The following is a 23,786-nucleotide window of genomic DNA, read 5'->3' as shown; positions in this document are numbered from 1 at the left end:
GAGGATGTATGCTAGAGATTACGCGTTTTACTGTTGAAGATTTAGAAAAAGAATGCGTCACTGATAAGTCCAATCCTTGTTTTTCCTATACCGTTGCCAGTCAAAGACAAAATACAACGATCAAAAAAGCAGTCTTAACGCTGGGGGAATGGACGTGTGATGCGACCAGTGGGAACCATCATTATTACGATGGTCCGCCATTGGAGCCTTTCGCCACCTATACCGTCCATTTGACAGTAGAAGATGATCAAGGAAATCAAGCAGCAGCCAGTTGCGATTTTGAGACGGGGAAGATGGACGGTTCATTTTCAGCATCATGGATCACCAATGGAAGTTATCGTTTTACGGAGAAGAAAGCATCGCCAAAACCGATGTACTTCAAACATACCTTTTCCTGTGAAAAGTCAGTTGTCAAGGCACGGATTTATGCCACAGCGTTAGGGATCTATGAGATGACCCTTAATGGAGAAAAAATTGGTCACGACTATTTTGCTCCAGGTTTCACCTCTTATAAACATCAGTTGCAGTATCAAACGTATGACATCACAAAACAGTTGGCAAAGAGCAACGAAATGGAAGTTGTCGTGGCAGGAGGATGGGCTTCTGGTGCGTTTACCTACGCACGACGCAACCGCGTCTATGCCAAAAGACAAGCCTTTTTAGCGGAGGTTCACATTGAATACAGTGATGGGTCTTTTGAGAAGATCGTTACTGATACAAACTGGCAAACAGCAATGGAGGGTCCGTTAAAAGAGGCGGAATTTTACAACGGCGAAATTTACGATGCACGGTTCCATGAAACGCAACGCTCGTGGCAACCAGCTTCCCTTGAAACAGTCAAAATCAAGCCGCGGATCATTGCCCAAATTGGTGTACCTGTGCGAGAGCATGAGGTTTTTGAGCCAACGTCAATTACACGATCACCGAGTGGAAAATGGCTCTATGACATGGGGCAAAATTTTGCCGGTATTGTCAAGCTGACCATTCAAGGAAATGAAGGTCAGAAACTAACGATCAGACATGCTGAAATTTTGATGGATGGCGAACTGTTTACCGAACCGCTCAGGACTGCGAAGCAAGCAATTATTTACACCTGCAAGGAGGGAAAGCAAGTCTATCAGCCACGGTTGACCTACATGGGCTTTCGCTATCTGAGTGTCGAAGGAATCGATCCAGAAGCAATCACCATTGAAGGAATCGCTTTGTATTCTGACGTAAGGGAAACCGGCTCTTTTACTTGTTCTAATCCTCAGTTGAATCAGCTGCAAAGCAACATTTTGTGGGGAGCAAAATCTAATTTTGTCGATATTCCCACCGATTGCCCCCAACGGGATGAACGAATGGGCTGGACCGGGGATATTGCTTTGTTTGCTCGAACGGCTTCTACTAACTTTGATATGCGTCGTTTTTATGAGAAGTGGCTTCAAGATGTCCGTTCAGAACAAAGAAAAAGTGGCGGAATTCCAGTAACCGTACCGCTGGTGGTCGTGCCTTTTCAATGGGAGATCATGATCCCAATGGCCGTTGATCACTGGGGAGATGCCGTGATTTTGGTTCCATGGGCGGAGTACTTAAGTAGTGGTGATCCAGAAATCCTGCGCACCACATACCATGCGATGAAGAAATACCACAAAGCGTGTCTGTTTTGGGCACAACTGTTTTCCTTTGGCAAGCACCGACGAATTTGGCGTTTGCTGCATCATTATGGCGATTGGGTCGCCCCTGAAGGCAAACTTTGGACGTGGATGCTGCGGGGCAAATGGACAGGCACGGCTAGCCTTGCCAACACCAGCAATCTTTTAGCACAGATTGCAACGATCTTGGGCTATTCTGAAGATAGCACGTACTATCAGAAAATTTTTCATGAAACATCCACTGCTTATCGCCAATTACTGATGGACAAAGATGCCCGTGTGAAAAAAGAATTTCAAACGGCGTACGTCTTACCGCTGTATTACCAAATGCTTTCAGAGACAGATGCGAAAAAAGCGGCAGCCAACCTGGCACGTTTGGTACGAGAAAACGAATATCATATCGGCACCGGTTTTCCTGGTACCCCGTATATTTTGTTTGCATTGGCAGATAATGGGTATGTAGAAGAAGCCTATCGAATGCTTTTAACAGATACCTGCCCATCTTGGCTTTTTCAAGTAAAAGCTGGCGGCACAACGATTTGGGAACGCTGGGATGCCTTGAGAGAAGACGGTACTAGTAATACGGGTGCCGATGATGGAACCAATGGAATGGTTTCCTTCAATCATTATGCCAGCGGGGCAGTCGGTGACTTCTTCTATCGGCGGATCGCCGGGATCGAACCGATCAAAGGCGGCTATCAAGCGTTCACTGTGCGACCGATCATTGGTGGTGATCTAACCTTTGCCAAGACGAAAGTAAGGTGTAGTTATGGCGAAATTATCAGCAATTGGCAGATCGCTGATGGTTACTTTTCGATTGAAGTGCAGGTACCTATCGGGACGACCGCTTATTTACAAATGCCTAGTGGTCAGCGCCATCAGTTGACCAACGGACAGTATCATTTTTCAGAAGCAATAGGAGGAAGCAGCGCATGAAAGTCAAAACACTCTTTGAAGCGCCCGCCTTCAAGACCAAAATCACCACCGCAAAAGTCGAAAAGAAAGAAGTTTTTCTAGGATATTTTATTGGGCCTTTTTTGGCATTGCTTTCCAATGCGATCTTCGGTGCCTATTTGAACCGTTATTATTCAGATGTGATTGGTTGGACAGATACAAATCAGTTCGGGCATTTTTCAGCCTTATTACCATTAATCTCAGTGGTCTTTGTCATTTTGGGTAACTTATTCGTTGGTCGATTGATCGATAATACGCGAACCAGCCAGGGAAAAGCTCGACCGTATATGTTGATTTCTGCACCGTTATTGGTGATAGCGATCGTATTTCTATTCATTACACCAACGAACGCATCCCCGACGTTACAGATGATCTGGCTGGCGTTTTCCTATAATTTTTATTACGCCGTAGCCTATCCATTCTTTTACACAGCACATAGTTCCATGGTCGCCTTATCCACACGAGATAGTAATCAGCGCGGCAAATTAGCGACATTTTCTAATGCCTCGGGTGTAGCGGCTGTCGGGTTAGGCGGAAGTATCTTAGTGCCGATCTTGTTACAAAGCTATCTTTTCGTTTCGACGGAGGGTGTGATCGATCGAGCAGCTAGCTATAACAACTGGCGCGTGATGATGATCTTTTTATGTGTCACGACGTTTCTAGCCATTTTCTTAGAGTATTACTTTACCCGAGAACGAATCACTGAAGAAAACGCCAAACTAGCGATCAAAGAAGAGAAGATTTCTTTAAAAAAGCAGTTCTCCGCCTGTATTTCGGATAAGTATTGGTGGTTGATCATCTCTTATTTCTTCTTGTTCCAGTTCGGTGGGCTCGTAAAAAACGGATCGATGGGGTATTACGCTCGCTGGATGTTTAGTTCCGTGGTCGACGAAGCCTCTGCCGGTGTCGCAATGGGCTCACTAGGTTTGATCGCTGGTTTACCGACCGCAATTGGGATGTTGGTGGCATGGCCGCTGGCAAACAAACTGGGTAAACGCAATTCCGTTTTGCTAGGGATCGTTTTTGCTGTGGTAGGTGGCCTGATCAGTTTTATCGATGTCCATGATTTCACAACGGTTGCCATCGGTTTAGTTTTAAAAGGGATCGGTGCTGTGCCTGCGATGTTTGTGACACTAGCGCTACTTTCAGATGTGCTGGATCACTTAGAAGCCAAAAATGGCTTTCGTAGCGATGGGTTTACGATGTCTGTTTACGGTTCGATCATGGTAGGTCTGACAGGGGTTGGGAATGCCTTAGTCAACAGTTTGCTGACGCTCAGCGGCTATGACCCGACTGCTATCACCCAAAACGCACAAGTTTCGTCCGTTCTTGTTTGGGCATTTTTAGGGTTTGAGCTGATTTGTTATGCGGGTATCGCGATCTTGCTCCTTTTTCTAACCGTAGAAAAGCACACGAAAGAAGATCAGGCGCTGATCTTAGCTAGTCAGAAGGAAAAGGTTCTCCAATCTGGCGGAGAATGGATCGATCCCCAAGAACGATTGATTTTAGAAGAACAACGGGCAAAACAATCGCAAGAAGCGATGAAAACCTAAAGGAGGGAGTAGATAAGAAAATACCATTCAAGAAACGTATCCAGTGGGAAAACAAGAGTTGAAAAAAAGGAGGAAATCTACATGAATCAAAATCTATCACGACTATGCAGAGGGATGACTGCACTGTCATTATCGATGTCAGGTGCTTTGATGGGCTTGACCGGCGTTGCGGATCAGTGGCGCCCGATCATTGATGGTGCCCTTGGGACTTCAAGTACCAAAATCATCAATGATGACAAATTCACTTCTGATTACGAAACTAGTGCGGAGCTGATCCAAGCACATCGTGACCTGGGTGAACGAATGTCAGCAGAAGGGACCGTTTTATTAAAAAATCAAAATCAAGCGTTGCCCCTAGCGGAAAAAGAGAATCGTGTCACCTTGTTGGGGATGGGGAGTGCTTATCCATTTTTAGGTGGGACAATGGGGAGTACCGTCGTTGGCGATTCCCAAATCAATCTGCAAGAAGCTTTAGAGGAACGAGGATTTGAATTAAATCCTACGATGACGGAGATCTACAATGGTCTGGGGGAGATCCAGACCGGCTCTTTTGAGCGTTTTGGGAATACCGTTCCGATCTACGGGCATCGTCCAGCTAATTTTTCAACCCCTTATGAACCATCTGAACCAGCAACAGATCTTTATGAGACGGCGCAAAATGATGATTCCGACTTTACAGAAAGCTTTGCTGAGTATAATGATGCCGCCATTGTGGTGATTTCACGACCAGGCTCTGAGGGTAGTGATTACTATCCTGGAGAAAAAGGCATCGATCAAGAAGTTTATGGTACGGATACGCCGTTAGGTCTAGTTGAAAACGAGAAAGCCTTGATTGAGCTTGCGAAAGAAAACTTCGATCGCGTGATCGTTATGATCAACAGCAGTTCGACGATGGAAATCGACGAGCTGGAAAAAGACGATGCCATTGATGCTATTTTGTACGTTGGGTTCCCTGGTGCTTATGGCTTCTTAGGTGTTGCCGATATTTTGACGGGAGCAGTCAATCCTTCAGGACGCTTGACGGACACCTATGCTGTTGCAACTGCGAATTCCCCTGCGATGCAGAATTTTGGTAAAATTGAGTTGGATGATCTATCTCAAATTCGTTTTGAGGAATCTTTGATGGGGGAACTGCCAGCAACTTCTCCTTTAGGAAGCTTTGGTGGGGATGCGTCATTAGCTGCCGACCACTACTTGATCCAAGCCGAAGGAATTTATACCGGTTATAAATATTATGAAACCCGCTATTATGATACAGTGGTCGGTGCTGGACAAGCCGATAGCAACGTTGGTGCGATCGATGGGGCAGACGTTTGGGATTATGCCAATGAAGTGACCTATGATTTTGGGTTTGGTCTTTCTTATACGACCTTTGACCAGCGTTTAGATGCGATCGATATCGACGAAGAAAATAATAAAGTAACTGCGACAGTGACTGTTACCAATACAGGAAATGTAAGCGGTAAATTTGCTAGTCAGCTATACTTTAATGCGCCATACACGGACTATAATCGTGAGCAAAACATCGAAAAGGCAGCTGTCAATCTCATCGGATTTGAGAAAACGGAGCTATTAGAGCCTTCTGAATCGCAAACAGTTACGATCGAAGTTGACATGAAATATATGGCTAGCTGGGATTCGACAGCGAAAGACGGATTAGGCGGGTATATTTTAGATGGCGGCGATTATTATTTTGCTGTTGGTGATGGAGCACACGAAGCCGTCAATGCAGTATTGGCAGCTAAAGGGCATGATACCGATGGAAATGAAGCTCAGGTAGTGAGTGTGGCGATCGGTGAAGAAGGAACCGTTGACGAAGAAACATTTGCTTATTCTGAAAATGGCACAGCGATCGTGAATCAGCTGGAAGATGCCGACATCAACTACTACAAACCAGACTATGCCACCTATCTTACTCGACAAGATTGGGCAGGAACTTTTCCTCGAACCTATGACGATTTGACGATCGACGGTGACAAAGTGGAAGAATGGGTCCAAAACCTTGCGAATGAAAACTATCAATTTACGGAAAATGGGGAAGCCAATGTAGATGGAATCGAAGACCCATTGATGTTTTCTGATATGGCAGGGGTTACTGACATTGATGATATTCGTTGGGATCAGCTAGTTAATCAGATTCCTTTAGACATCTTGATACCGCGAATCGCTAAAGGTGGAAGTACGAGTGATGTCATTGAAGAAATCAATTCGCCACTCGTTTATCAAAATGACGGTCCGAATGGTTTCGGCACAACGCTAAGTGGTCGAGGGTTAAATGAAGAGGATGAAAATGCTGATTACCATCTAGGAACGATGGCAAATGCTACGATCATCGGCAGCACCTTTAGTCATGAGCTGGCAGAAGAATGGGGCAACTTACTTGGTAATGACGGTCTATGGAGTGGAAATTACTTGATTTGGGGCACAGCAGCTAATATTCATCGGACCCCTTACAACGGAAGAAACCATGAATACTATTCTGAAGACCCAATGTTGTCTAATTATATGTCGGCAAATACAGTCAAAGGTGCCTTGGACTACGGAATCATTATTGGTCCAAAACATCTGGCATTTAATGATCAAGAAACACAACGAAGTGGCATCGCGCCTTATATGACGGAGCAAAAAGCCCGTGAAGGTGATTTACGTGCCTTCCAAGGATCATTTGAAGATGCCGGCGCGTTAGGCGCAATGGTGACCTTCAGCCGGATCGGTGCAACGAACGGGAATAATTCTGTCCCAATGTTGATCAATATTTTACGAGAAGAGTGGGGCTTCAATGGCTTACTGACGACAGATATGGTCAACAACAACGGCTACTTCCGTCCAGAATCCATTATTATGGCAGGCGTTACGATGATGGCAGATTTTGCCTCAAATGAGACGATGGCGAATGTCTTAGAGGCTTGGCCTTATCTGACCGTTGATTTGGCAGCCCAAGATGCGCAATTTGTTGAACAAGCGAGAGAAAACATGAAGTATCAATTATATGCCTATGCCCAAAGTGCCGCCCAAAATGTTCAGACGATCCGAATTACACCATGGTGGGAGACAGCCATGACCGTCGGAATCTATGGCGGCCTTGCAGTAGCAGTTATTAGCTTTGGTGGCTATGTCTTTATTTCAATGAAGAAGAAGGGAGCGGAACAATGATGACAATGCTAAAGAAACAAAAAATCAGTTTGTATATCTATCTGCTGGTTTTCGTCCTTACGACGAGTTTGGTCTTCTTGTATATCTCCAACGTTAATAAAGCGTATTATCAAGACATGCAAGTCAATGTTTTGTATTTGTTAGCAGCAGCGCTAGTATTCCTGCTTTTGACGATTGGGCTATCCTTTCATGCAAAAACCAAATCACTGTTAATGGCAGCTGATATCAGCCGTATCGTAGCTAGTTTATTGATTATCTTAGGTGGTGTGCGCTTCATCAGCATGCGACTTGAATCCTTTGGCTATATTTTCGGTTCTAACCTTGAAATGAACAATGAAGCGGCGTTCGATGCTGGCTCTCAAGCCATCATGATCATTGTTATCTTCGTAGCCACTTGGTTGATCTCTGTCATCGCAGCCTTTTTCGATGTTGGACAGAAGAAAACAGTTACCGAGTAAAGCGATAAAAATAAAGCATAGAGAAGACGTGAAAGCGCTCGTTCTCTATGCTTTTCCTGCGTAAAAATAATCGCTTCATAAATAACAAATTATGTTAAAATAAAAGAAGAAAAACGACGAAAAAAACGCTTTACTTTTTTTAAAGAAGGGAGATTAAACACTATGACTATAAAAAAACGCAGCGGGCTGGTGAGCGCATGATCCGTGTTGGAATCGTGGAAGATCAAGAAGAATATCGGCAACAGCTCTTGTCATATTTACAGACATTTCAAGAAAAAGAAGGAGTCGTTTTTCAAGTAGAAACCTTTCATGATGGGTATGATTTCGTAGAACGTTATGACTCGGAATTTGATTTGCTGCTGATGGATATCCATCTACCATTGATCGATGGAATGTCAGCGATCGAGGAAATTCGCAAGCGGGATTCTGATGTCTTCGTCATTTTTATTACCAGTACGGCGCAATATGCAGTCAAAGGCTATGATGTCAATGCAATTGGCTATATCCTTAAACCCTTTAATTATTATTCGTTGTCGGAGTATTTAAAAAAAACAATCAAGCGACTGAAGATGAAAGAAGACAGTTTTCTGCGTATCAAAGCCGGACAGAATTATTATCGCGTCAATCAAGATGCGATTCAGTACGTGGAAAGCCAAGGACATAAATTGATTTTTAAATTAACTGATCAAGAATTGGAATCGATCGGTGTCATGCGGGAATTGGAGCAGCAGTTACAACCGGATCGTTTTTTGAGAATCCATCGCGGGTTTATTGTCAATCTGAGGCATATCACGGGTATTAATCATTCGACTGTGATCGTTGGAGAAGCAGAGTTGCCTATCAGCCGAGGAAAACGCAAATTGATCATGGATACACTGGCGAAACAATGGCATGTCTAAATGACTATTAGATGAGGTGAAGCAATTTTGTCCCCGTATCAACTATCAGAAACTCCAGGTATTTTTTATGCGATCGCTTATTGGATGAGTACCTTACTTTTCGTATTACTGACGAAAACAGAGAAGCTAACCAAGAAAAAAATTGGACGGGTTTTTGTATTCCTTTTGATCTTGTATCTGCATATGGAAATCATTAATTCCGATGTCTCACAAGTCTATTTTATTCCGATCATTATCATTTCAGCACTTATAATGTTTCTATTTCTTTTTACCACTGCTGAGATTCCGTGGAAAAATGCCTTGTATTTCACTGCACGGGCATTTATCGTAGGTGAATTTGCTGCATCACTCACGTATCAAATCTACTATTTTCTTGTATTGGATTTCAAAGTTTCCTTCGATTATATCGGAACCTATGCGTTTATTTTTTTGGGATGCAGTATGCTGTTAGGCCTTTTGTACAAATTGGAAAAACGATTTGTGATCGAAAGTGCCGAACAAGTGATCACCTATCGAGAAATCTCTTCGGTGATGATTATCGTGATCGTGGTATTCACCATGAGCAATATCAGCTATGTGTATCAAAATACCCCTTTTAGTGGGAGTATGGCTAGAGATATTTTTAATATTCGAACGATGGTGGATTTTGGGGGAGTGGCGCTGCTATTTGCCTACCACGTTCAATTGAATGAAATGAAACAAAAGTTTGAAGTACAGAAGTTAGAAAGCTTGCTAAAAAATCAAATGATCAATTATCAAACCTCGGAAAGAAGCATTGAGATCATCAATCAAAAGTATCACGACCTGAAACATTTGATCAATGTTTTGAAAAATGATCCTCTCTCACAGGAGACACAGGATTATTTGGCTGTCATGGAAAAAGAAATCAACTCGTACGACTTAAGGATGGATACCGGCAATAGTGTGTTAGATATTGTTTTGACAGGAAAACAAATCTTTTGTCAGAAAGAAAAAATTACCTTCACCGTGATTGCAGATGGGGCAAGCCTTTCTTTTATGAATTCAGTGGATATCAGTACGCTTTTCGGTAATATTATCGATAACGCCATTGAAAGTGTCCGCAAAATTACCAAAGAAGATAATCGCTTGATTCAATTGAAAATCAGCCGTAAAGGGGAGATGCTTTTGATCTGCCTAGAAAATCGCTACGAAGAACCCTTGACGTTTGAAAACGGCTTGCCGATCACCACCAAGAAAGACAAACATTTTCATGGGTATGGGTTAAAAAGTGTCCGCGAAACGGTGAATAAATACAAAGGAACGATGGTGATCCAAACAGAAGATGGCTGGTTTGAACTGAAATTGCTGTTTCCCGTTAAGCATTCTATGCCAAAACGAGGATGAATTGGAGCAGATATCGACAAGATGTCTGCTTTTTCTGTAAAAATGAAAACTTTGCACTATATTTCAGAAAGAAATTCTGGTATAATGGCTTGTCGAGTGCAATGTCACCAAAAAAGGAGTTTATAAATTGAATATTAGAAATGATATCCGCAACGTCGCTATTATTGCCCACGTTGACCACGGAAAAACTACATTAGTTGATGAATTATTGAAACAATCCCAAACGTTAGATAGCCATACCCAATTACAAGAACGGGCGATGGATTCAAATGCGATCGAAAAAGAACGTGGTATCACGATCTTAGCGAAAAATACAGCGGTTGAATACAACGGAACCAAAATCAATATCATGGATACCCCAGGACACGCGGACTTCGGTGGTGAAGTAGAGCGGATCATGAAAATGGTCGATGGTGTTGTTTTAGTTGTTGATGCTTATGAAGGAACGATGCCTCAAACACGTTTCGTATTGAAAAAAGCGTTGGAACAACATTTAGTACCAATTGTTGTTGTTAACAAAATCGACAAACCATCTGCTCGTCCTGAGCACGTGGTAGATGAAGTATTAGAATTATTTATCGAATTAGGTGCAGACGATGACCAATTGGACTTCCCAGTGATCTACGCTTCAGCGATCAACGGAACCTCAAGTGAATCAGATGATCCTGCCGATCAACAAAAAACGATGGCACCATTGTTTGATACGATCGTAAAACACATTCCAGCGCCAATCGACAACAGCGATGAGCCATTGCAATTCCAAGTATCGTTGCTTGATTATAATGACTACGTTGGACGTATCGGAATCGGACGTGTCTTCCGTGGAACGATCAAAGTTGGTGACCAAGTTGCTTTGATGAAACTTGATGGCCAAGTGAAGAAATTCCGTGTCACAAAATTATTTGGTTTCTTCGGTTTGAAACGTTTAGAGATCCAAGAAGCGAAAGCTGGCGATTTGATCGCTGTTTCTGGGATGGAAGACATCTTCGTTGGTGAAACAGTCACACCGATTGATCACCAAGACTCATTACCTGTTTTACACATTGATGAGCCAACGTTACAAATGACCTTTGTCGTGAACAACTCACCATTTGCAGGTCGTGAAGGGAAATTCGTAACCGCTCGTAAAATTGAAGAACGCTTGATGGCGCAACTACAAACAGACGTGTCTCTACGTGTTGAACCAATCGGACCAGATTCTTGGACTGTTTCAGGACGTGGCGAACTTCATTTATCGATCTTGATCGAAAACATGCGTCGTGAAGGCTTTGAATTGCAAGTTTCTCGTCCAGAAGTTATCGAACGCGAAATCGATGGCGTGAAATGCGAACCATTTGAACGAGTGCAAATCGACACACCAGAAGAATACATGGGTTCAGTGATTGAATCACTAGGGATTCGTAAAGCAGAAATGCAAGATATGATCAATACAGGAAATGGACAAGTACGGATCATTTTCTTAGCACCAGCTCGTGGCTTGATCGGCTATACGACAGAATTCTTATCAATGACTCGCGGCTACGGTATCATGCACCACACCTTCGACCAATACTTGCCAATGATTCAAGGGCAAATCGGCGGACGCCACCACGGCGCACTTGTATCGATCGATACAGGAAAAGCAACGACTTACTCAATCATGAGTATTGAAGAACGTGGAACGGTCTTCGTTGAACCAGGTACTGAAGTATATGAAGGAATGATCGTCGGCGAAAACTCTCGTGACAATGACTTAACGGTCAATATTACGAAAGCAAAACAAATGACCAACGTCCGTTCAGCGACGAAAGACCAAACATCTGTCATCAAGAAACCAAGAATCCTTTCACTAGAAGAATCATTGGAGTTCTTGAACGATGACGAATACTGTGAAGTAACACCAGAAAGCATTCGTTTGAGAAAACAAATCTTGAACAAGAGCGAACGGGAAAAATCACAGAAAAAGAAAAAAACAGCTGACAAATAAACAATGATCGAGGTTTTTACCAACTTCTGATCTGTTCGATTTTCCGAAGGATGGAAAAGGGATTGCTCCTGTGGTGCAGCGGCTCTTCGCCGCAACCCCTAGAAAAGCAATCAGCCGATTTCCCTCCTTCGGTTCTTTTTTGCACGTCTACCCGATCTGTTGAACCGTTAAAATAAGCAGCGCTTGCAATTTCGACCATTCCTTCTTAAAATGGAGAAAGTAAGCACAAAGGAGAAATCTATGAAAAATTATCCTGTTAAAAAGAATCAGGAACTTGAAGTCGATATTTTGGACCTTTCCCATGAAGGAAATGGGATCGCTAAAGTCGATGGCTACTTATTATTTATTGAAAACACCCTGCCAAATGAACGTGCCTTAGTCAAAGTATTGAAAGTCGGCAACAAATTTGGTTTTGCCAAAGTGATGAAACTGTTGCAAGCAAGTCCTGATCGGCAAGAATTACCGAATGAAGCATTGTTGCGCACCGGGATCGCCCCATTGAGTCATTTGAGCTATGACAAACAATTAGCCTTCAAACAGCAGCAAGTAGAGAATGTTTTGGCTAAAATCGCCAAACTGCCTGAAATCAAGGTCAAGGCACCAATCGGAATGGAAAAACCATTTGGTTACCGCAACAAAGCGCAAATCCCTGTGCAAAAGATTCATGGAGAATTAACGACTGGATTTTACCGCAAAAACAGCCATACTCTGGTACCGATCGAAGACTTTTATATTCAAGATCCAAACATCGATCAAGCAATCATCAAAGTCAGAGATATTTTGCAGCGCTTCAATGTCAAAGCCTACAATGAAGAAGCCCATGAAGGGTTCTTACGCCACATTGTCGTTCGTCGTGGGCATCACTCAGGTGAAATGATGGTCGTATTAGTGACACGTAAACCGAAATTCTTCAAGGGAGAAGAGATCGCGGAAGTGATCCACGAAGAGATTCCAGAAGTTGTTTCTGTCATTCAAAACATCAATGAAGAAAAAACCAATGTGATCATGGGCGAGTTCGAGCGTGTCTTGTATGGCAAGTCATCGATCGATGATCAATTATTAGGCAAAACCTTCCAAATCTCAGCGAAATCTTTCTACCAAGTCAACACAGCGCAAACAGAAGTCTTGTACCAAACCGCCTTCGAGATGGCACAACTGTCTGAAAATGATATCGTTGTGGATGCCTATGCAGGAATCGGAACGATCGGAATCAGTTTGGCTGATCGCGTGAAAGAAGTGTTAGGGATGGAAGTCATTCCTGAAGCAGTGAACGATGCCAAAGCCAATGCCAAAAGAAATGGTGTCGAAAACGTGCATTACTTTATCGGTAAAGCCGAAAAAATCATGCCGCAATGGCTACGTGAAGGCATTCAACCGACAGTCGTCTTCGTTGATCCACCTCGCAAAGGTTTAGATGCCAGCTTTATTGAAACGACCGCTGCAGTTAAACCAGAGCGCATCGTTTACATTTCCTGCAATCCAGCAACCTTGGCTCGTGACCTCGCGTTGTTTGAAGAAGAAGGGTATGTGACAAAAAAAGTCCAACCTGTTGATTTGTTCCCACAAACGACCCATGTGGAGTGTGTCGTGTTGTTAGAACGTCGTTAAGAAAAACGAGTTCTTTTCAGTGATTTTGACCGTGAGTTCTTTTTATGGTAATTGTCATAAAGTCTTACGATAACAAAGTTACTAGAGAAGGCGAATCAATTGAGAAATAAGCAACTATAACCCATCTGTCTATCTAATTACGTCGATTGTGACGTTTGGAATGGATGAAATATAAAACCAGAAACTGGAACAGAAAGACATTCTTTTTTGTTCCAGTTTTTTTTGTTCTTTCTCACTATTGATGAGCGGGGACAAAAACAATGCAAAAAGCAGGGAAGCTACAAATATGCAGACAGCCAAATCCTTTAACAAAATGGTTTGTCGGCAATTTATAGTTAATGTGTATAAAAATATGGCATAGCGTGATTAGAAAGTATTATAATAAACGTAGTGAATAGAAAATTTTTGTTAGGAGGGATTGCACATGGCAACGATTCGTGCATTTTCACACAAAGAGATTACACCACAAAATACGCATTTGTCGAGTTTTAAAGTGTTGATAGAGTCAGCTTTTTATGGGAACAATGTCACTTGGATCGCTGATCTAGCCACTGCCTATCACTTAGCAAAAGAATCTTCTGGCGCTATTCTTACGGATATGCCGGTAACACACACCAAGGAGTTAGGACTACCAGAGGATGCAAAAGTCATCGTGTTTAATGACGGAAAAGTGGTTGGACGGACAGCGGCAGCTCGACGCATCATCGGGCATCCTGGAATCCAGCGAGAATTATATGAAGACATTTTGCGAGATGCCTTATACCAAGGAACCCGCAAGCAATTTTATGGTGGTGAAGTTGTTGTAGGATTAGATGAAGCGTTTATGGTCAAAGCTCACCTGTTGATACCAGAGCACTATGAAACCAACTTTTACTCTTATTTGTTGAATTTTCAATTGATGACGAAATCATGGGAAGAAAGGTACCAACGTTCCAAAGAATATCCAGAGACGGACATTTTTTTGTACGCTGATCCAGATTGGTCTCATCCTGATTTTCCTTATGGACTGTCTCTTTTTGATCCTGAACACAATGTTGCGGCAGTCTTAGGTTTAAACTATTTTGGTGAATTGAAAAAAGCGACATTAACTTTGGCTTGGGCTACCGCGCATCGCCATGGCTTTGTGGCGTGTCATGGGGGAATGAAGCAGTATCAGTTACCGAATCGAACATTTACGATGGCTGCTTTTGGTCTTTCAGGATCAGGAAAATCGACTATCACATTGGCAGAACATGGTGGCAAATATGAGATCAAGGTTCTGCATGACGATGCATTTGTGATTAATCAAACAAATGGTGCCTCCACTGCACTGGAGCCTTCTTATTTTGATAAAACGCAAGACTATCCACTAACCAACCCAAATGTCCGCTACTTTATCACCTGTCAAAATGTTGGGGTTACTTTAGACGAGAAAGGAAAAAAGGTCCTCGTGACCCAAGATATTCGTAATGGGAATGGTCGAACCGTCAAATCACGGTATGTCACACCTAATCGGGTGGACCATTTAGATTCGCCGATCGATGCCGTATGTTGGATCATGAAAGATGACACGCTGCCTCCTGTAGTAAAAATTGACGATCCGATATTAGCCGCTGTTTTTGGTTTGACCTTAGCTACGAAGCGCACGACAGCTGAACATATTGTCGAGACCACGGACATAGATAAACTGGTCATCGAACCTTATGCCAATCCATTTAGAGTCTATCCTTTGGGGGAAGATTTTGCCCATTTCATGCATTTGTTTAAAGAAAACCAAACGGCTTGTTACATTCTAAATACAGGCTTTTACAAAGGCAAGAAAGTCACGCCTGAAGTCACACTAACATCGATTGAAAAAATTGTGGAAGGCGAGGCTGAATTTAAAAATTTCGGTGGGATCACCGAAATGAGTTTCCTGCCAGTAACAGGCTTTAAAGTCGATTTTCAAGATGCCTCCTATGTGGCTCATTTAAGAGAGCGGATGCAAGGTCGGCTGGACTTTATTTTGGCTCAAGAGACAGAAAATGATGGCTATAATAAGTTGCCTAAAGAAGTAGCAACGGCAATGGAAAAGGTGATTTCTACATTAAGTGAGCTTCCTAGCTAATTTAGTTGAATCAAACTTCCGCAAGCGGCTTTTTTCCTGAAACACTTAATTTGTTAGCCAGAAAGGAGCGAATATGAACATTCAGTTTCACCATATCCAAATCACAGTCAATGATGTAAAAAAAGCAGAAGGCTTTTATGATCAATTATTTGCACTATTAGGTTTTGACCTTCAGAAGAAATATTCTGGGTACTTAGAACATGCCGATATGGAAGTTGTAGAATATATAGGCGATTCATTTGATTTCGGCATTTGTTCCCCACGAAAAGAATGGAAGAACGAGAAAATCGATTCAAGAAAACCGGGCTCTGTTCAACACATAGCATTTAAGGCGGAAAGCCGCGAAGTCGTAGATGCGATCTTTCCCAAAATAAAAGCTTTAGGGGTAAAGATCCTTCACGATCGACCAATGGAATACAAAGAGCGCATCGCCCCTAACTACTATGCCTTATTCTTTGAAAGCCCAGAAGGCATTCGTTTTGAATTATTTCATTATGCCTGATTCCTTTTACTAAAAGAGTGGGGCATGAACTTGTTGCGTGAGCGTGTTCTTATTCAGGTGATCTTTCATTATGGGGTTCGGATGATCATGCGATTTCAGAGACAAACTTTTTTAAAACCTGTCATCAGGAAAACTAGAACATTCTTTTTAAAAGTACGTCCGTCGGGAAAAACTATTTGATTTCTAAAATTCATTTGGACAATTCAAAAACAAAAACTTAACTCATGTGTTAAAAAACGTTCGAATTTTTATCATTCTAGAAGCGAGTGCACCGTGGGTTAATGAGGATTATTGGGTTGATTGCACGACACTTAAGAGATGGAGGAAGATCAATATGGATCAGAGGGTTCAGCAAGACATCGAAGCAATCATTTCCCATCAATATGATCATGGCGCCGATTTATGGTCGACGTCAGACCATAAATTACTAAAAGGAGCACCCTTTACGACCTTAGAAAGTCCTCTTTATTTACTTGAACTTGGCATGTCACGTGAGGAGAACTTATTAAAAGAGACAGCCGCATTGATCTTTCAAGGATGGAGAGAAGACGGCAGATTTAAAATTTCTCCGTCAGGGGGGATCTATCCATGTCATACAGCGTTGGCTTTGCGAACGCTGTGTGCTCTTGGTTACACAAGGGACCAGCGGCTGCAACAGACCTTTCACTATTTTCTTGCTACTCAGGAAGCAGATGGCGGCTGGAAGTGCAATAAGTATAGTTTTGGTCGCGGCCCTGAGACCCACTTTTCCACGCCAATGGCGACGTTAACGGTCCTTGATGCTTTTCGCTATACTCATGATCGTGAACAAATGGAAACGCTTAAGCAAGCAAGCGAATTTTTGCTTGCTCATTGGGAGATCCGTCAGCCAATCAGTCCCTGTCATTATGGGATGGGTACATTATTTATGCAGACAGAATATCCCTTTAGAGGATACAATCTTTTTTATTATCTGTATGTCTTGTCTTTTTATCCTTCTGCCAGAAAAGACGCACGATTTTTGGAGGCTTTGCAGCAGTTTGAATCGAAAGTTCAAAATGGCAATGTCATCGTAGAACGGGTCGTACCCAAACTGGGGAAACTGAATTTTTGCCAAAAAGGGCATATCAGTCCCTTTGCCACACAGCGTTACCAAGAAATTCTTGCTCGATTGGCAGAGGATTGAGGAAAAAAACAGCCCTTTGAAAGGTTTCCCCCATCTAGACGATTCTTTTTCTTTTCTGGTACACTGTCTGTAAAGAAGCAAGTGATTAATCAACAGAGAGGAGAAAGACATGCAAAAAATATATCTTGTTGAAGATGATGCAACGATCGTCTCTGTTCTAGCAGAATATATGCAGCAATGGGGGTACGAATGTTTTTCCGCGAAGAATTTTGCTAGCATCTTGCAAGAGTTTCATGAGATCAAACCGGATCTCGTTCTTTTAGATATTTCGCTGCCTTATTACAACGGGTATCATTGGTGCCAAGAAATTCGCAAGAAGTCAGAAGTGCCGATCATTTTCCTTTCGTCGATGGATCAACAGATGAATCAGATCATGGCGATGAACATGGGAGCAGATGATTATTTAACAAAACCCTTTGATTTAGCCTTCGTTTTGGCAAAAATCCAAGCATTGCTGCGGCGGAGCTATCAGTATAGCCACCAACAAGCGCTGACCTTTGAGATAGGGCAAGTAACCTTTTATCCCACAGAAAATGTATTAAAAAAACAGGGGGAACAGTTGCCACTGTCTCCAAATGAAGCTCGGATTCTTTCCTTGCTTTTGCAGCATCGAGGGAAGATCGTAGCCAAAGAGACCATCATTGAAATGCTCTGGAATAGTGAAGAATTCATCGATAATAACACATTAGCGGTCAATATGACCCGCTTGCGAAAAAAATTAAGCCAGATCGAACTATCCGATTTGATCCAGACGGTAAAGAATAAAGGGTATTTGATAGAAAAGGAACACGCCTATGACTAACGTGAAAGAATATTTCGTCCTTTATGGAAAGTTTTATCTCGTTTACCTGCTGTTTAGTGCGGGCCTATTTGGGCTATTCTTTCTCCACAGCCTTTCGTTGGAGCCCTTCATTGACTATGTGGTCTTTTCAGGGGTGATCTTAGGGGGACTTTCCCTTTTTCATTATTTTCGTTACGCACAAAAAAGAAAGCAGCTGCAGCATTTATTAAGAAAAGAACGTATGACGGAAGCGGCGTTGGCGTTCTTGCCTGCCACTCGAAATCGTTTAGAAGACGAATACCAAGCCCTTCTTAAACAATTGGCAAGAGAAAAAACCACTTCTGATTACAAGGCAGCGTTAAAAAATGAAGAAATTTATGAAGATTTCGGCCTATGGCTTCATCAAATCAAAACGCCTCTAGCTGCGCTAGATCTTTTGGTCCAAAGCGATTCGTTGTCACCGACGGAGGTCAAAGCGGAATTATTTAAGGTGAATGATTACTTGCAAATGATGTTGAATTATTTACGACAAAATTTAGCGAATGAAGATTTTGTCTTTGAGTCGATTGCTTTAGCGCCCCTCGTTCGTCAAACGATCAAAAAGTATGCCTTGTTTTTCTCGAAAAAGAATCTGCAACTGGACATGGCGGTGGATTTGACGGTGACATCCGATCGAAAGTGGCTCGTTTTTATTTTTGAACAGGTTCTTTTCAACAGCTTGAAATATACCGAAACTGGTGGCATCAACGTTTTCACTAAAGACAATGCCTTAGTGATTCAAGATAGCGGCATTGGTATTCGTAAGGAAGACTTGCCAAGGGTGTTTGAGAAAGGATATACGGGACAAAATGGTCGCTTTCAGCAACGAGCGAGCGGGCTAGGCTTATATATGAGTCAACAAGCGGCTGAAAAAATCGGCTGCCGTTTAGCGATTGATTCTGAAGTGGGACAGGGAACCATCGTCACACTTCATTTTCCCACCACAAATAACCGATAGCCGCAAACTTTCAACACTGTAAGTTTGCGGTTTTTATTGTAAGTCGCTTTTTTCTGCCAGTCAGCTTATTCTAAAAAGGAAGGAGGGAACAAGATGACACTTTTAAACATTCAACAAGTAAAAAAAATCTATCAAAGCCAGCTGAACGGACAACCCGTTGAAGCGTTGAAAAATATTACCTTTATGGTAGAAGAAGGGGAATATGTCGCTATCATGGGGGAATCAGGTTCGGGAAAGAGTACGTTGCTGAACTTGATGGCGACGTTAGACCAACCAACAGCGGGTGAAATGCAGCTGAATGGCATCGATCTGACCACGATCAAAGAAAAAGACGCAGCGAGTTTTCGACGGGATCACTTAGGCTTTGTTTTTCAAGACTTTAATTTATTGGACACCTTTTCGGTAAAAGACAATATTTTATTGCCATTAGTTTTATCAAAAGTTTCCGTCAAACAAATGGAAAAGCAGCTTCAGCCTATCGTACAAACTTTAGGGATCGCCGATTTATTGCAGCACTATCCGTATGAATTGTCTGGCGGACAAAAACAACGAGTTGCTGTCGCACGAGCAATCATCACAAAACCGGAACTGCTATTAGCAGATGAGCCAACCGGAGCGCTGGATTCGAAAACCTCTGATCAATTACTGACATTATTTCAACAGATCAATCAAAATGGACAGACGATCGTGATGGTCACTCACAGTTCGATCGCAGCCAGTCGCGCACAACGCGTCTTGTTTATCAAAGACGGGTATGTGTTTCACCAGCTGTATCGAGGGGATCGCAGCAATACCGCTTTTCTAGAAGCAATAGCCGAAACAATGACTGCTGTCTTTGCAAAGGAGGAGTAACCAATGTTCTTTCAAAAAATCGCCTTCTCCAATTTGCGTAAAAATGCCAAAGCTTACACACCCTTTTTATTATCTATGAGTTTCTTGGTGGCTGTTTTGATGATGACGCAAATCATCGTGAACAATCCAGGAATGAAGGAACTTCCTAGTAGTCAAAGCGCCATCTTCATGTTTCGTTTAGGAAATATCATCCTCATGATTTTTGCGGCGATCTTTTCCTTTTACACCAATAACTTTTTGATCAAGCAGCGAAAAAAAGAATTTGGTCTCTACAATGTTTTAGGACTAGGAAAACGTGAGATAGCCTTCGTGGTCTTTTGGGAACTCTTTTACAGTTTTCTCATTAGCCTTGCCGCCGGACTGATCAGTGGCTTATTGTTTGCACGATTAGGATTTTTGATACTGAAGAAAATCTTAGCCGTAGGCGAGTTCTTTGTCTTCAAACTGTCATTTGAGAGTATTGGCTTGGTGATCCTGTATTTTATGTTCGTCTTTGGTTGTTTATTTTTATTTGACATACTGCAAGTACGCAAAACCAATCCACTTCAATTACTGCAGGGAAGCAAGCGAAATGAAAAAGAACCACGAGCAAAAGGTATTTTGGCACTATTAGGTGTCCTTTGTTTAGTGGCGGGCTATACGATCTCTGTGACGATCAAGTCTCCTATCAGTGCATTAGGCCTGTTCTTTGTCGCCGTCGTCCTCGTAATCTTGGCTACCTATTTGTTGTTTATTGCGGGCAGTATCAAAGCATTGCAGTTTTTAAGAAAACGAACGACCTATTATTATCAAACGACTCATTTTATCAATGTCTCTACCATGTTGTATCGGATGAAGCAAAATGCGGCTGGTTTAGCAAGTATTTGTATTTTATCAACAATGGTGTTAGTGACCGTTGCTACGACCGCCAGTCTTTATTTTGGACAAAAGAATGTGATCGAAACCCGTTTTCCTTACGATGTTCAAATTGAGTCAGCGGCTGATTCCCAGCAAATCAACACAGCAATTAATGGACTTGAAGAGAAGCTAACGATCAAAGAGCGCCAGCAAGTCACTACAACAAGACCGTTGCTTTTTACCTTTGAGGAACCAAATTTTGTTCCCTCAACCACTTTTGAAGAAAATAGCGGTAGTTTAGATAAAGCCGTGTATCTTATTTTTCTTACCAGTTCTGAATACCATGAAATCACCGGGAAAACAGGACCCGCTGACGACGAATTATTCGTTTTTCCTGCCACCTGGACGCATCAAGCGTTACCAGAAAAGACGACGATCGATGATCGTCAATTTCGCTTGCGGGAATTGAAAGAACTGCCAACATTCACGAAAGTAGAAAACCCCGTTCAGCATCTTGTTCTCGTGGCGGATGATCAGTGGCTTGCCGAAAAGCTAAGCTCTTGGTATCAAAACGAAGAGTTTCAACTTTACCAGCAACCAGTGACAACAACAGTCTTTAATTTTCAAACAGAAGAAGCAAGCGATCGCGAAGCCATCGCAAAAGAGATTCGCAGCGAACTTCTGGCAGCAGATGCTCATGCGAGCGTTGAATCAAAAGATCTTTTTGAAGTTGAGACAAAAACCTTTACCGGCGGCTTCTTCTTCTTAGGCTTGATTTTTGGTGTGATCTTTATTTTAGCTGCTGCATTGATCATTTATTATAAACAAGTTTCCGAAGGGATGGAGGACAAAGAACGTTTCGAGATCTTGCAAAAAGTTGGGTTAAGCCATAAGGAAGTCAAGCAAGTGATCCAGCAGCAAGTTTTGATGATCTTCTCATTTCCTTTGGTGGCAGCGATCATCCATTTGGCGTTTGCTTTACCAATGATTCGAAAATTACTGATTCTTTTTGGTCTGACGGATCGTAACTTATTGATCACGGTAACGATTATTTCTGTCCTATTGTTTACAATGATTTATCTACTGGTGTATTTCATCACCGCAAGAGTCTACTATCGATTGGTGGAGCGCAAACAGTAGCGGGGGGACAAATGTTATTTTGTCAGACGATAGCTAGATGGATTAGTCGTCACCGCCAAGAGCTACAAAAAAATAAAATGTAAGAACATCTCATCCATGAAGCGACGCTCAGAAGTTAGAATTTTTGGTCTAACAGTTTGGAATCACTACATGATTGAGGTGTTTTTTTGATAGGCACGCCCGCTAGCCCACTTTTTTAGAGTTGAAAAAAAGCCTTAGGTGACCTATAGTGAAAAGGAGTAAATCACGGGTATAGAGTGCCGCGCGATTGATAGTCATTTCAAAATAAAAGAGATCATGTGATCCAAAAAGGAGAAAGCCTTATGAAAGAGCAGCCGATAACCATTGGATTCCCCTTAAGAGGTGAGTGGCTTGCGCCGACTACACCAGCCGAGAAGATTCCTAGCCATGGTACCGATCGAATGGGGTTGCGTTATGCCTTTGATTTTTTACAAGTTAATTTTGAGGGGAAAACCAAAGCTTTTCATAATCGAAGCTTTCTGCGCTATTTCTTCTTAGGGGTTCCGCTGGAGAGCTGTTATTGTTGGGGCGAAAAAATCTATGCACCTTGTGATGGCGAAGTAATTGTTGCAAGAGATGGCTATCGGGAACGGAAAATCGTTCACTGGATCAGAGACTTTTCGATCGCTGTAAAAAATGGTTTGTTTTTTAATGAACACAAAGATGATTATCAACAAATAGCTGGCAACTACATTGTGATAAAAGCTTCTGAGGGCGTTTATATGGCATTTGTCCATCTGCAAAAAGGATCTGTCACTGTTTCCGTAGGACAAAACATCACCAAAGGGATGGTGATCGGAAACGTCGGCCATTCAGGAAATTCGACTTCGCCTCATCTGCATTTTCAAGTGATGGACACAAGTGATATCGCCCATGCAAAAGGTCTTCCTTGCCGCTTTGAAGAATATGAAGTGTACCAAGCAGGGAGATGGACAAAGGTGCAGAATCGGATACCAGGAAGTACGGATCGGATACGATTGTTGAAGGAAGACTAAGGACCAGATTTGAAACATTCGGATCAGGGCTTGTAGGATGCTCAAAAGAAAAAACGTTTAAAAGTCTTTGGACTACTTTTAAGTACGTGAAATAATCTTAGGTTTTCAAAATTTGTGAAGAAAATGAAATGCAGGGAGAACAAATGAATCATTTACCCAATATCCTTACCACTTCTCGACTGATTCTCGCACCACTTATACTATTCCTTCAGCCAATGTCTGGCTGGTTTTGGCTGCTCTATTCCTATTGTTTTTTAAGCGACCTCGTCGATGGGCTGCTTGCAAGAAGGATGAATCTTACGAGTGAGGTGGGTGCCTTACTAGATAGTTTCGCAGATGTAAGCTTTTTTCTCGCAGTTTTTCTTTCTTTTCTACCACAGCTGTTGGCGGCACATACGCTTTGGGTCTGGCTAATAGTGATTGCTATGATTCGTTTTGTCAGTTATCTGATTGGCTATGTAAAATATCGGTCTTTTAGTAGTCTGCATACATGGCTCAACAAAGCAGTCGGTTTTCTTTTAGGTATTTACCCATTGCTGCTCATGGTGAGTCATGCAAAAATTGTTGTCTTGATTTTGGGGACCATCGCCACTGTTTCCGCAATAGAAGAATTGCTGATAACGATCCTCTCAAAAAATCTGGATAGAAATCAAAAATCGATATTCGTAAGTTTTAAGTAAGGCGCCTCTATCATTGAGGGCCTTTTTTGCGTATTCATCGCTAATAGTCTTTTAAAAGACCCTTCAAAAACAATTTTAAAAATAACATTGAAAACAATTTTTAATGGTATTATGCTTATCTTTGAAGGGAGGCTTCACAA

Annotated in this window: 17 protein-coding genes; all 17 read left to right on the top strand. The window is 42.3% G+C overall.

Going from position 1 to position 23,786, the window contains the following annotated elements:
• Positions 1-8 precede the first annotated feature (8 nt).
• The 17 genes from IGI73_RS08830 to IGI73_RS08750 all read left to right on the top strand — a co-directional run bounded on the left by IGI73_RS08830 (position 9) and on the right by IGI73_RS08750 (position 23,646).
• Positions 9-2,570, top strand: coding sequence for a family 78 glycoside hydrolase catalytic domain (locus IGI73_RS08830; protein ID WP_428207217.1), 2,562 nt, complete (start codon positions 9-11; stop codon positions 2,568-2,570).
• Complete coding sequence (locus IGI73_RS08825) at positions 2,567-4,141, top strand: MFS transporter (RefSeq protein ID WP_142973270.1); 1,575 nt, start codon at positions 2,567-2,569, stop codon at positions 4,139-4,141. The genes IGI73_RS08830 and IGI73_RS08825 overlap by 4 nt, the downstream gene beginning before the upstream one ends.
• Positions 4,142-4,222: 81 nt before the next feature.
• The gene (locus IGI73_RS08820) at positions 4,223-7,294 is read left to right on the top strand and encodes a glycoside hydrolase family 3 C-terminal domain-containing protein (protein ID WP_428207218.1); all 3,072 of its coding nucleotides are present in this window, start codon (positions 4,223-4,225) and stop codon (positions 7,292-7,294) included.
• A complete protein-coding gene (locus IGI73_RS08815; RefSeq protein ID WP_128488913.1) occupies positions 7,291-7,752 on the top strand; it encodes a hypothetical protein in 462 nt (153 codons plus the stop codon). The genes IGI73_RS08820 and IGI73_RS08815 overlap by 4 nt, the downstream gene beginning before the upstream one ends.
• A gap of 197 nt (positions 7,753-7,949) precedes the next feature.
• A complete protein-coding gene (locus IGI73_RS08810) occupies positions 7,950-8,651 on the top strand; it encodes a LytR/AlgR family response regulator transcription factor (protein ID WP_087627605.1) in 702 nt (233 codons plus the stop codon).
• Positions 8,652-8,678: 27 nt separating this feature from the next.
• On the top strand, positions 8,679-10,016 hold the full coding sequence (locus tag IGI73_RS08805) for a GHKL domain-containing protein (RefSeq protein WP_428207220.1): 1,338 nt from the start codon (positions 8,679-8,681) through the stop codon (positions 10,014-10,016).
• Positions 10,017-10,143: 127 nt separating this feature from the next.
• On the top strand, positions 10,144-11,982 hold the full coding sequence (typA, locus tag IGI73_RS08800; RefSeq protein WP_005230064.1) for a translational GTPase TypA: 1,839 nt from the start codon (positions 10,144-10,146) through the stop codon (positions 11,980-11,982).
• A 240-nt stretch (positions 11,983-12,222) separates the two neighbouring features.
• A complete protein-coding gene (gene rlmD, locus IGI73_RS08795) occupies positions 12,223-13,590 on the top strand; it encodes a 23S rRNA (uracil(1939)-C(5))-methyltransferase RlmD (protein WP_428207221.1) in 1,368 nt (455 codons plus the stop codon).
• Between the two features lie 424 nt (positions 13,591-14,014).
• Positions 14,015-15,676 carry a phosphoenolpyruvate carboxykinase (ATP) gene (locus IGI73_RS08790; protein ID WP_438759186.1) on the top strand — a complete coding sequence of 554 codons (1,662 nt, stop codon included), beginning with the start codon at positions 14,015-14,017 and terminating at the stop codon, positions 15,674-15,676.
• A gap of 73 nt (positions 15,677-15,749) precedes the next feature.
• Positions 15,750-16,178, top strand: a complete 429-nt coding sequence (locus IGI73_RS08785; protein ID WP_010749608.1) for a VOC family protein — start codon at positions 15,750-15,752, stop codon at positions 16,176-16,178.
• A gap of 334 nt (positions 16,179-16,512) precedes the next feature.
• Positions 16,513-17,343 carry a prenyltransferase gene (locus tag IGI73_RS08780; protein ID WP_438759185.1) on the top strand — a complete coding sequence of 277 codons (831 nt, stop codon included), beginning with the start codon at positions 16,513-16,515 and terminating at the stop codon, positions 17,341-17,343.
• A 109-nt stretch (positions 17,344-17,452) separates the two neighbouring features.
• Complete coding sequence (locus IGI73_RS08775) at positions 17,453-18,145, top strand: response regulator transcription factor (RefSeq protein ID WP_428207224.1); 693 nt, start codon at positions 17,453-17,455, stop codon at positions 18,143-18,145.
• On the top strand, positions 18,138-19,121 hold the full coding sequence (locus IGI73_RS08770; RefSeq protein ID WP_074932632.1) for a sensor histidine kinase: 984 nt from the start codon (positions 18,138-18,140) through the stop codon (positions 19,119-19,121). The genes IGI73_RS08775 and IGI73_RS08770 overlap by 8 nt, the downstream gene beginning before the upstream one ends.
• A gap of 93 nt (positions 19,122-19,214) precedes the next feature.
• Positions 19,215-19,973 (top strand): ABC transporter ATP-binding protein, encoded by a 759-nt coding sequence (locus IGI73_RS08765; protein WP_010749611.1) that lies wholly within the window; start codon positions 19,215-19,217, stop codon positions 19,971-19,973.
• A gap of 3 nt (positions 19,974-19,976) precedes the next feature.
• The gene (locus IGI73_RS08760) at positions 19,977-21,950 is read left to right on the top strand and encodes an FtsX-like permease family protein (protein ID WP_428207225.1); all 1,974 of its coding nucleotides are present in this window, start codon (positions 19,977-19,979) and stop codon (positions 21,948-21,950) included.
• Positions 21,951-22,273: 323 nt separating this feature from the next.
• Entirely contained in the window at positions 22,274-22,966 is a 693-nt protein-coding gene (locus IGI73_RS08755; protein WP_213336471.1) for a M23 family metallopeptidase, read from the top strand.
• Between the two features lie 128 nt (positions 22,967-23,094).
• Positions 23,095-23,646, top strand: coding sequence for a CDP-alcohol phosphatidyltransferase family protein (locus IGI73_RS08750; protein WP_428207226.1), 552 nt, complete (start codon positions 23,095-23,097; stop codon positions 23,644-23,646).
• Positions 23,647-23,786: the final 140 nt, after the last annotated feature.

Source organism: Enterococcus sp. DIV0755f (assembly GCF_051713725.1).
GTDB lineage: Bacteria > Bacillota > Bacilli > Lactobacillales > Enterococcaceae > Enterococcus_D > Enterococcus_D casseliflavus.
The sequence above is the reverse complement of the archived record's forward strand: the minus strand, read 5'-3'. Positions and strand labels throughout refer to the sequence as shown.

Bases quoted from the DNA above. Each gene is read 5' to 3' on its own strand.
- IGI73_RS08825 (WP_142973270.1), top strand. From the start codon at position 2,567: ATGAAAGTCAAAACACTCTTTGAAGCGCCCGCCTTCAAGACCAAAATC.
- IGI73_RS08785 (WP_010749608.1), top strand. From the start codon at position 15,750: ATGAACATTCAGTTTCACCATATCCAAATCACAGTCAATGATGTAAAA.
- IGI73_RS08750 (WP_428207226.1), top strand. From the start codon at position 23,095: ATGCAGGGAGAACAAATGAATCATTTACCCAATATCCTTACCACTTCT.
- IGI73_RS08760 (WP_428207225.1), top strand. From the start codon at position 19,977: ATGTTCTTTCAAAAAATCGCCTTCTCCAATTTGCGTAAAAATGCCAAA.
- IGI73_RS08810 (WP_087627605.1), top strand. From the start codon at position 7,950: ATGATCCGTGTTGGAATCGTGGAAGATCAAGAAGAATATCGGCAACAG.
- IGI73_RS08770 (WP_074932632.1), top strand. From the start codon at position 18,138: ATGACTAACGTGAAAGAATATTTCGTCCTTTATGGAAAGTTTTATCTC.
- IGI73_RS08755 (WP_213336471.1), top strand. From the start codon at position 22,274: ATGAAAGAGCAGCCGATAACCATTGGATTCCCCTTAAGAGGTGAGTGG.
- IGI73_RS08775 (WP_428207224.1), top strand. From the start codon at position 17,453: ATGCAAAAAATATATCTTGTTGAAGATGATGCAACGATCGTCTCTGTT.
- IGI73_RS08820 (WP_428207218.1), top strand. From the start codon at position 4,223: ATGAATCAAAATCTATCACGACTATGCAGAGGGATGACTGCACTGTCA.
- IGI73_RS08830 (WP_428207217.1), top strand. From the start codon at position 9: ATGCTAGAGATTACGCGTTTTACTGTTGAAGATTTAGAAAAAGAATGC.
- IGI73_RS08780 (WP_438759185.1), top strand. From the start codon at position 16,513: ATGGATCAGAGGGTTCAGCAAGACATCGAAGCAATCATTTCCCATCAA.
- IGI73_RS08765 (WP_010749611.1), top strand. From the start codon at position 19,215: ATGACACTTTTAAACATTCAACAAGTAAAAAAAATCTATCAAAGCCAG.
- IGI73_RS08790 (WP_438759186.1), top strand. From the start codon at position 14,015: ATGGCAACGATTCGTGCATTTTCACACAAAGAGATTACACCACAAAAT.
- rlmD (WP_428207221.1), top strand. From the start codon at position 12,223: ATGAAAAATTATCCTGTTAAAAAGAATCAGGAACTTGAAGTCGATATT.
- IGI73_RS08815 (WP_128488913.1), top strand. From the start codon at position 7,291: ATGATGACAATGCTAAAGAAACAAAAAATCAGTTTGTATATCTATCTG.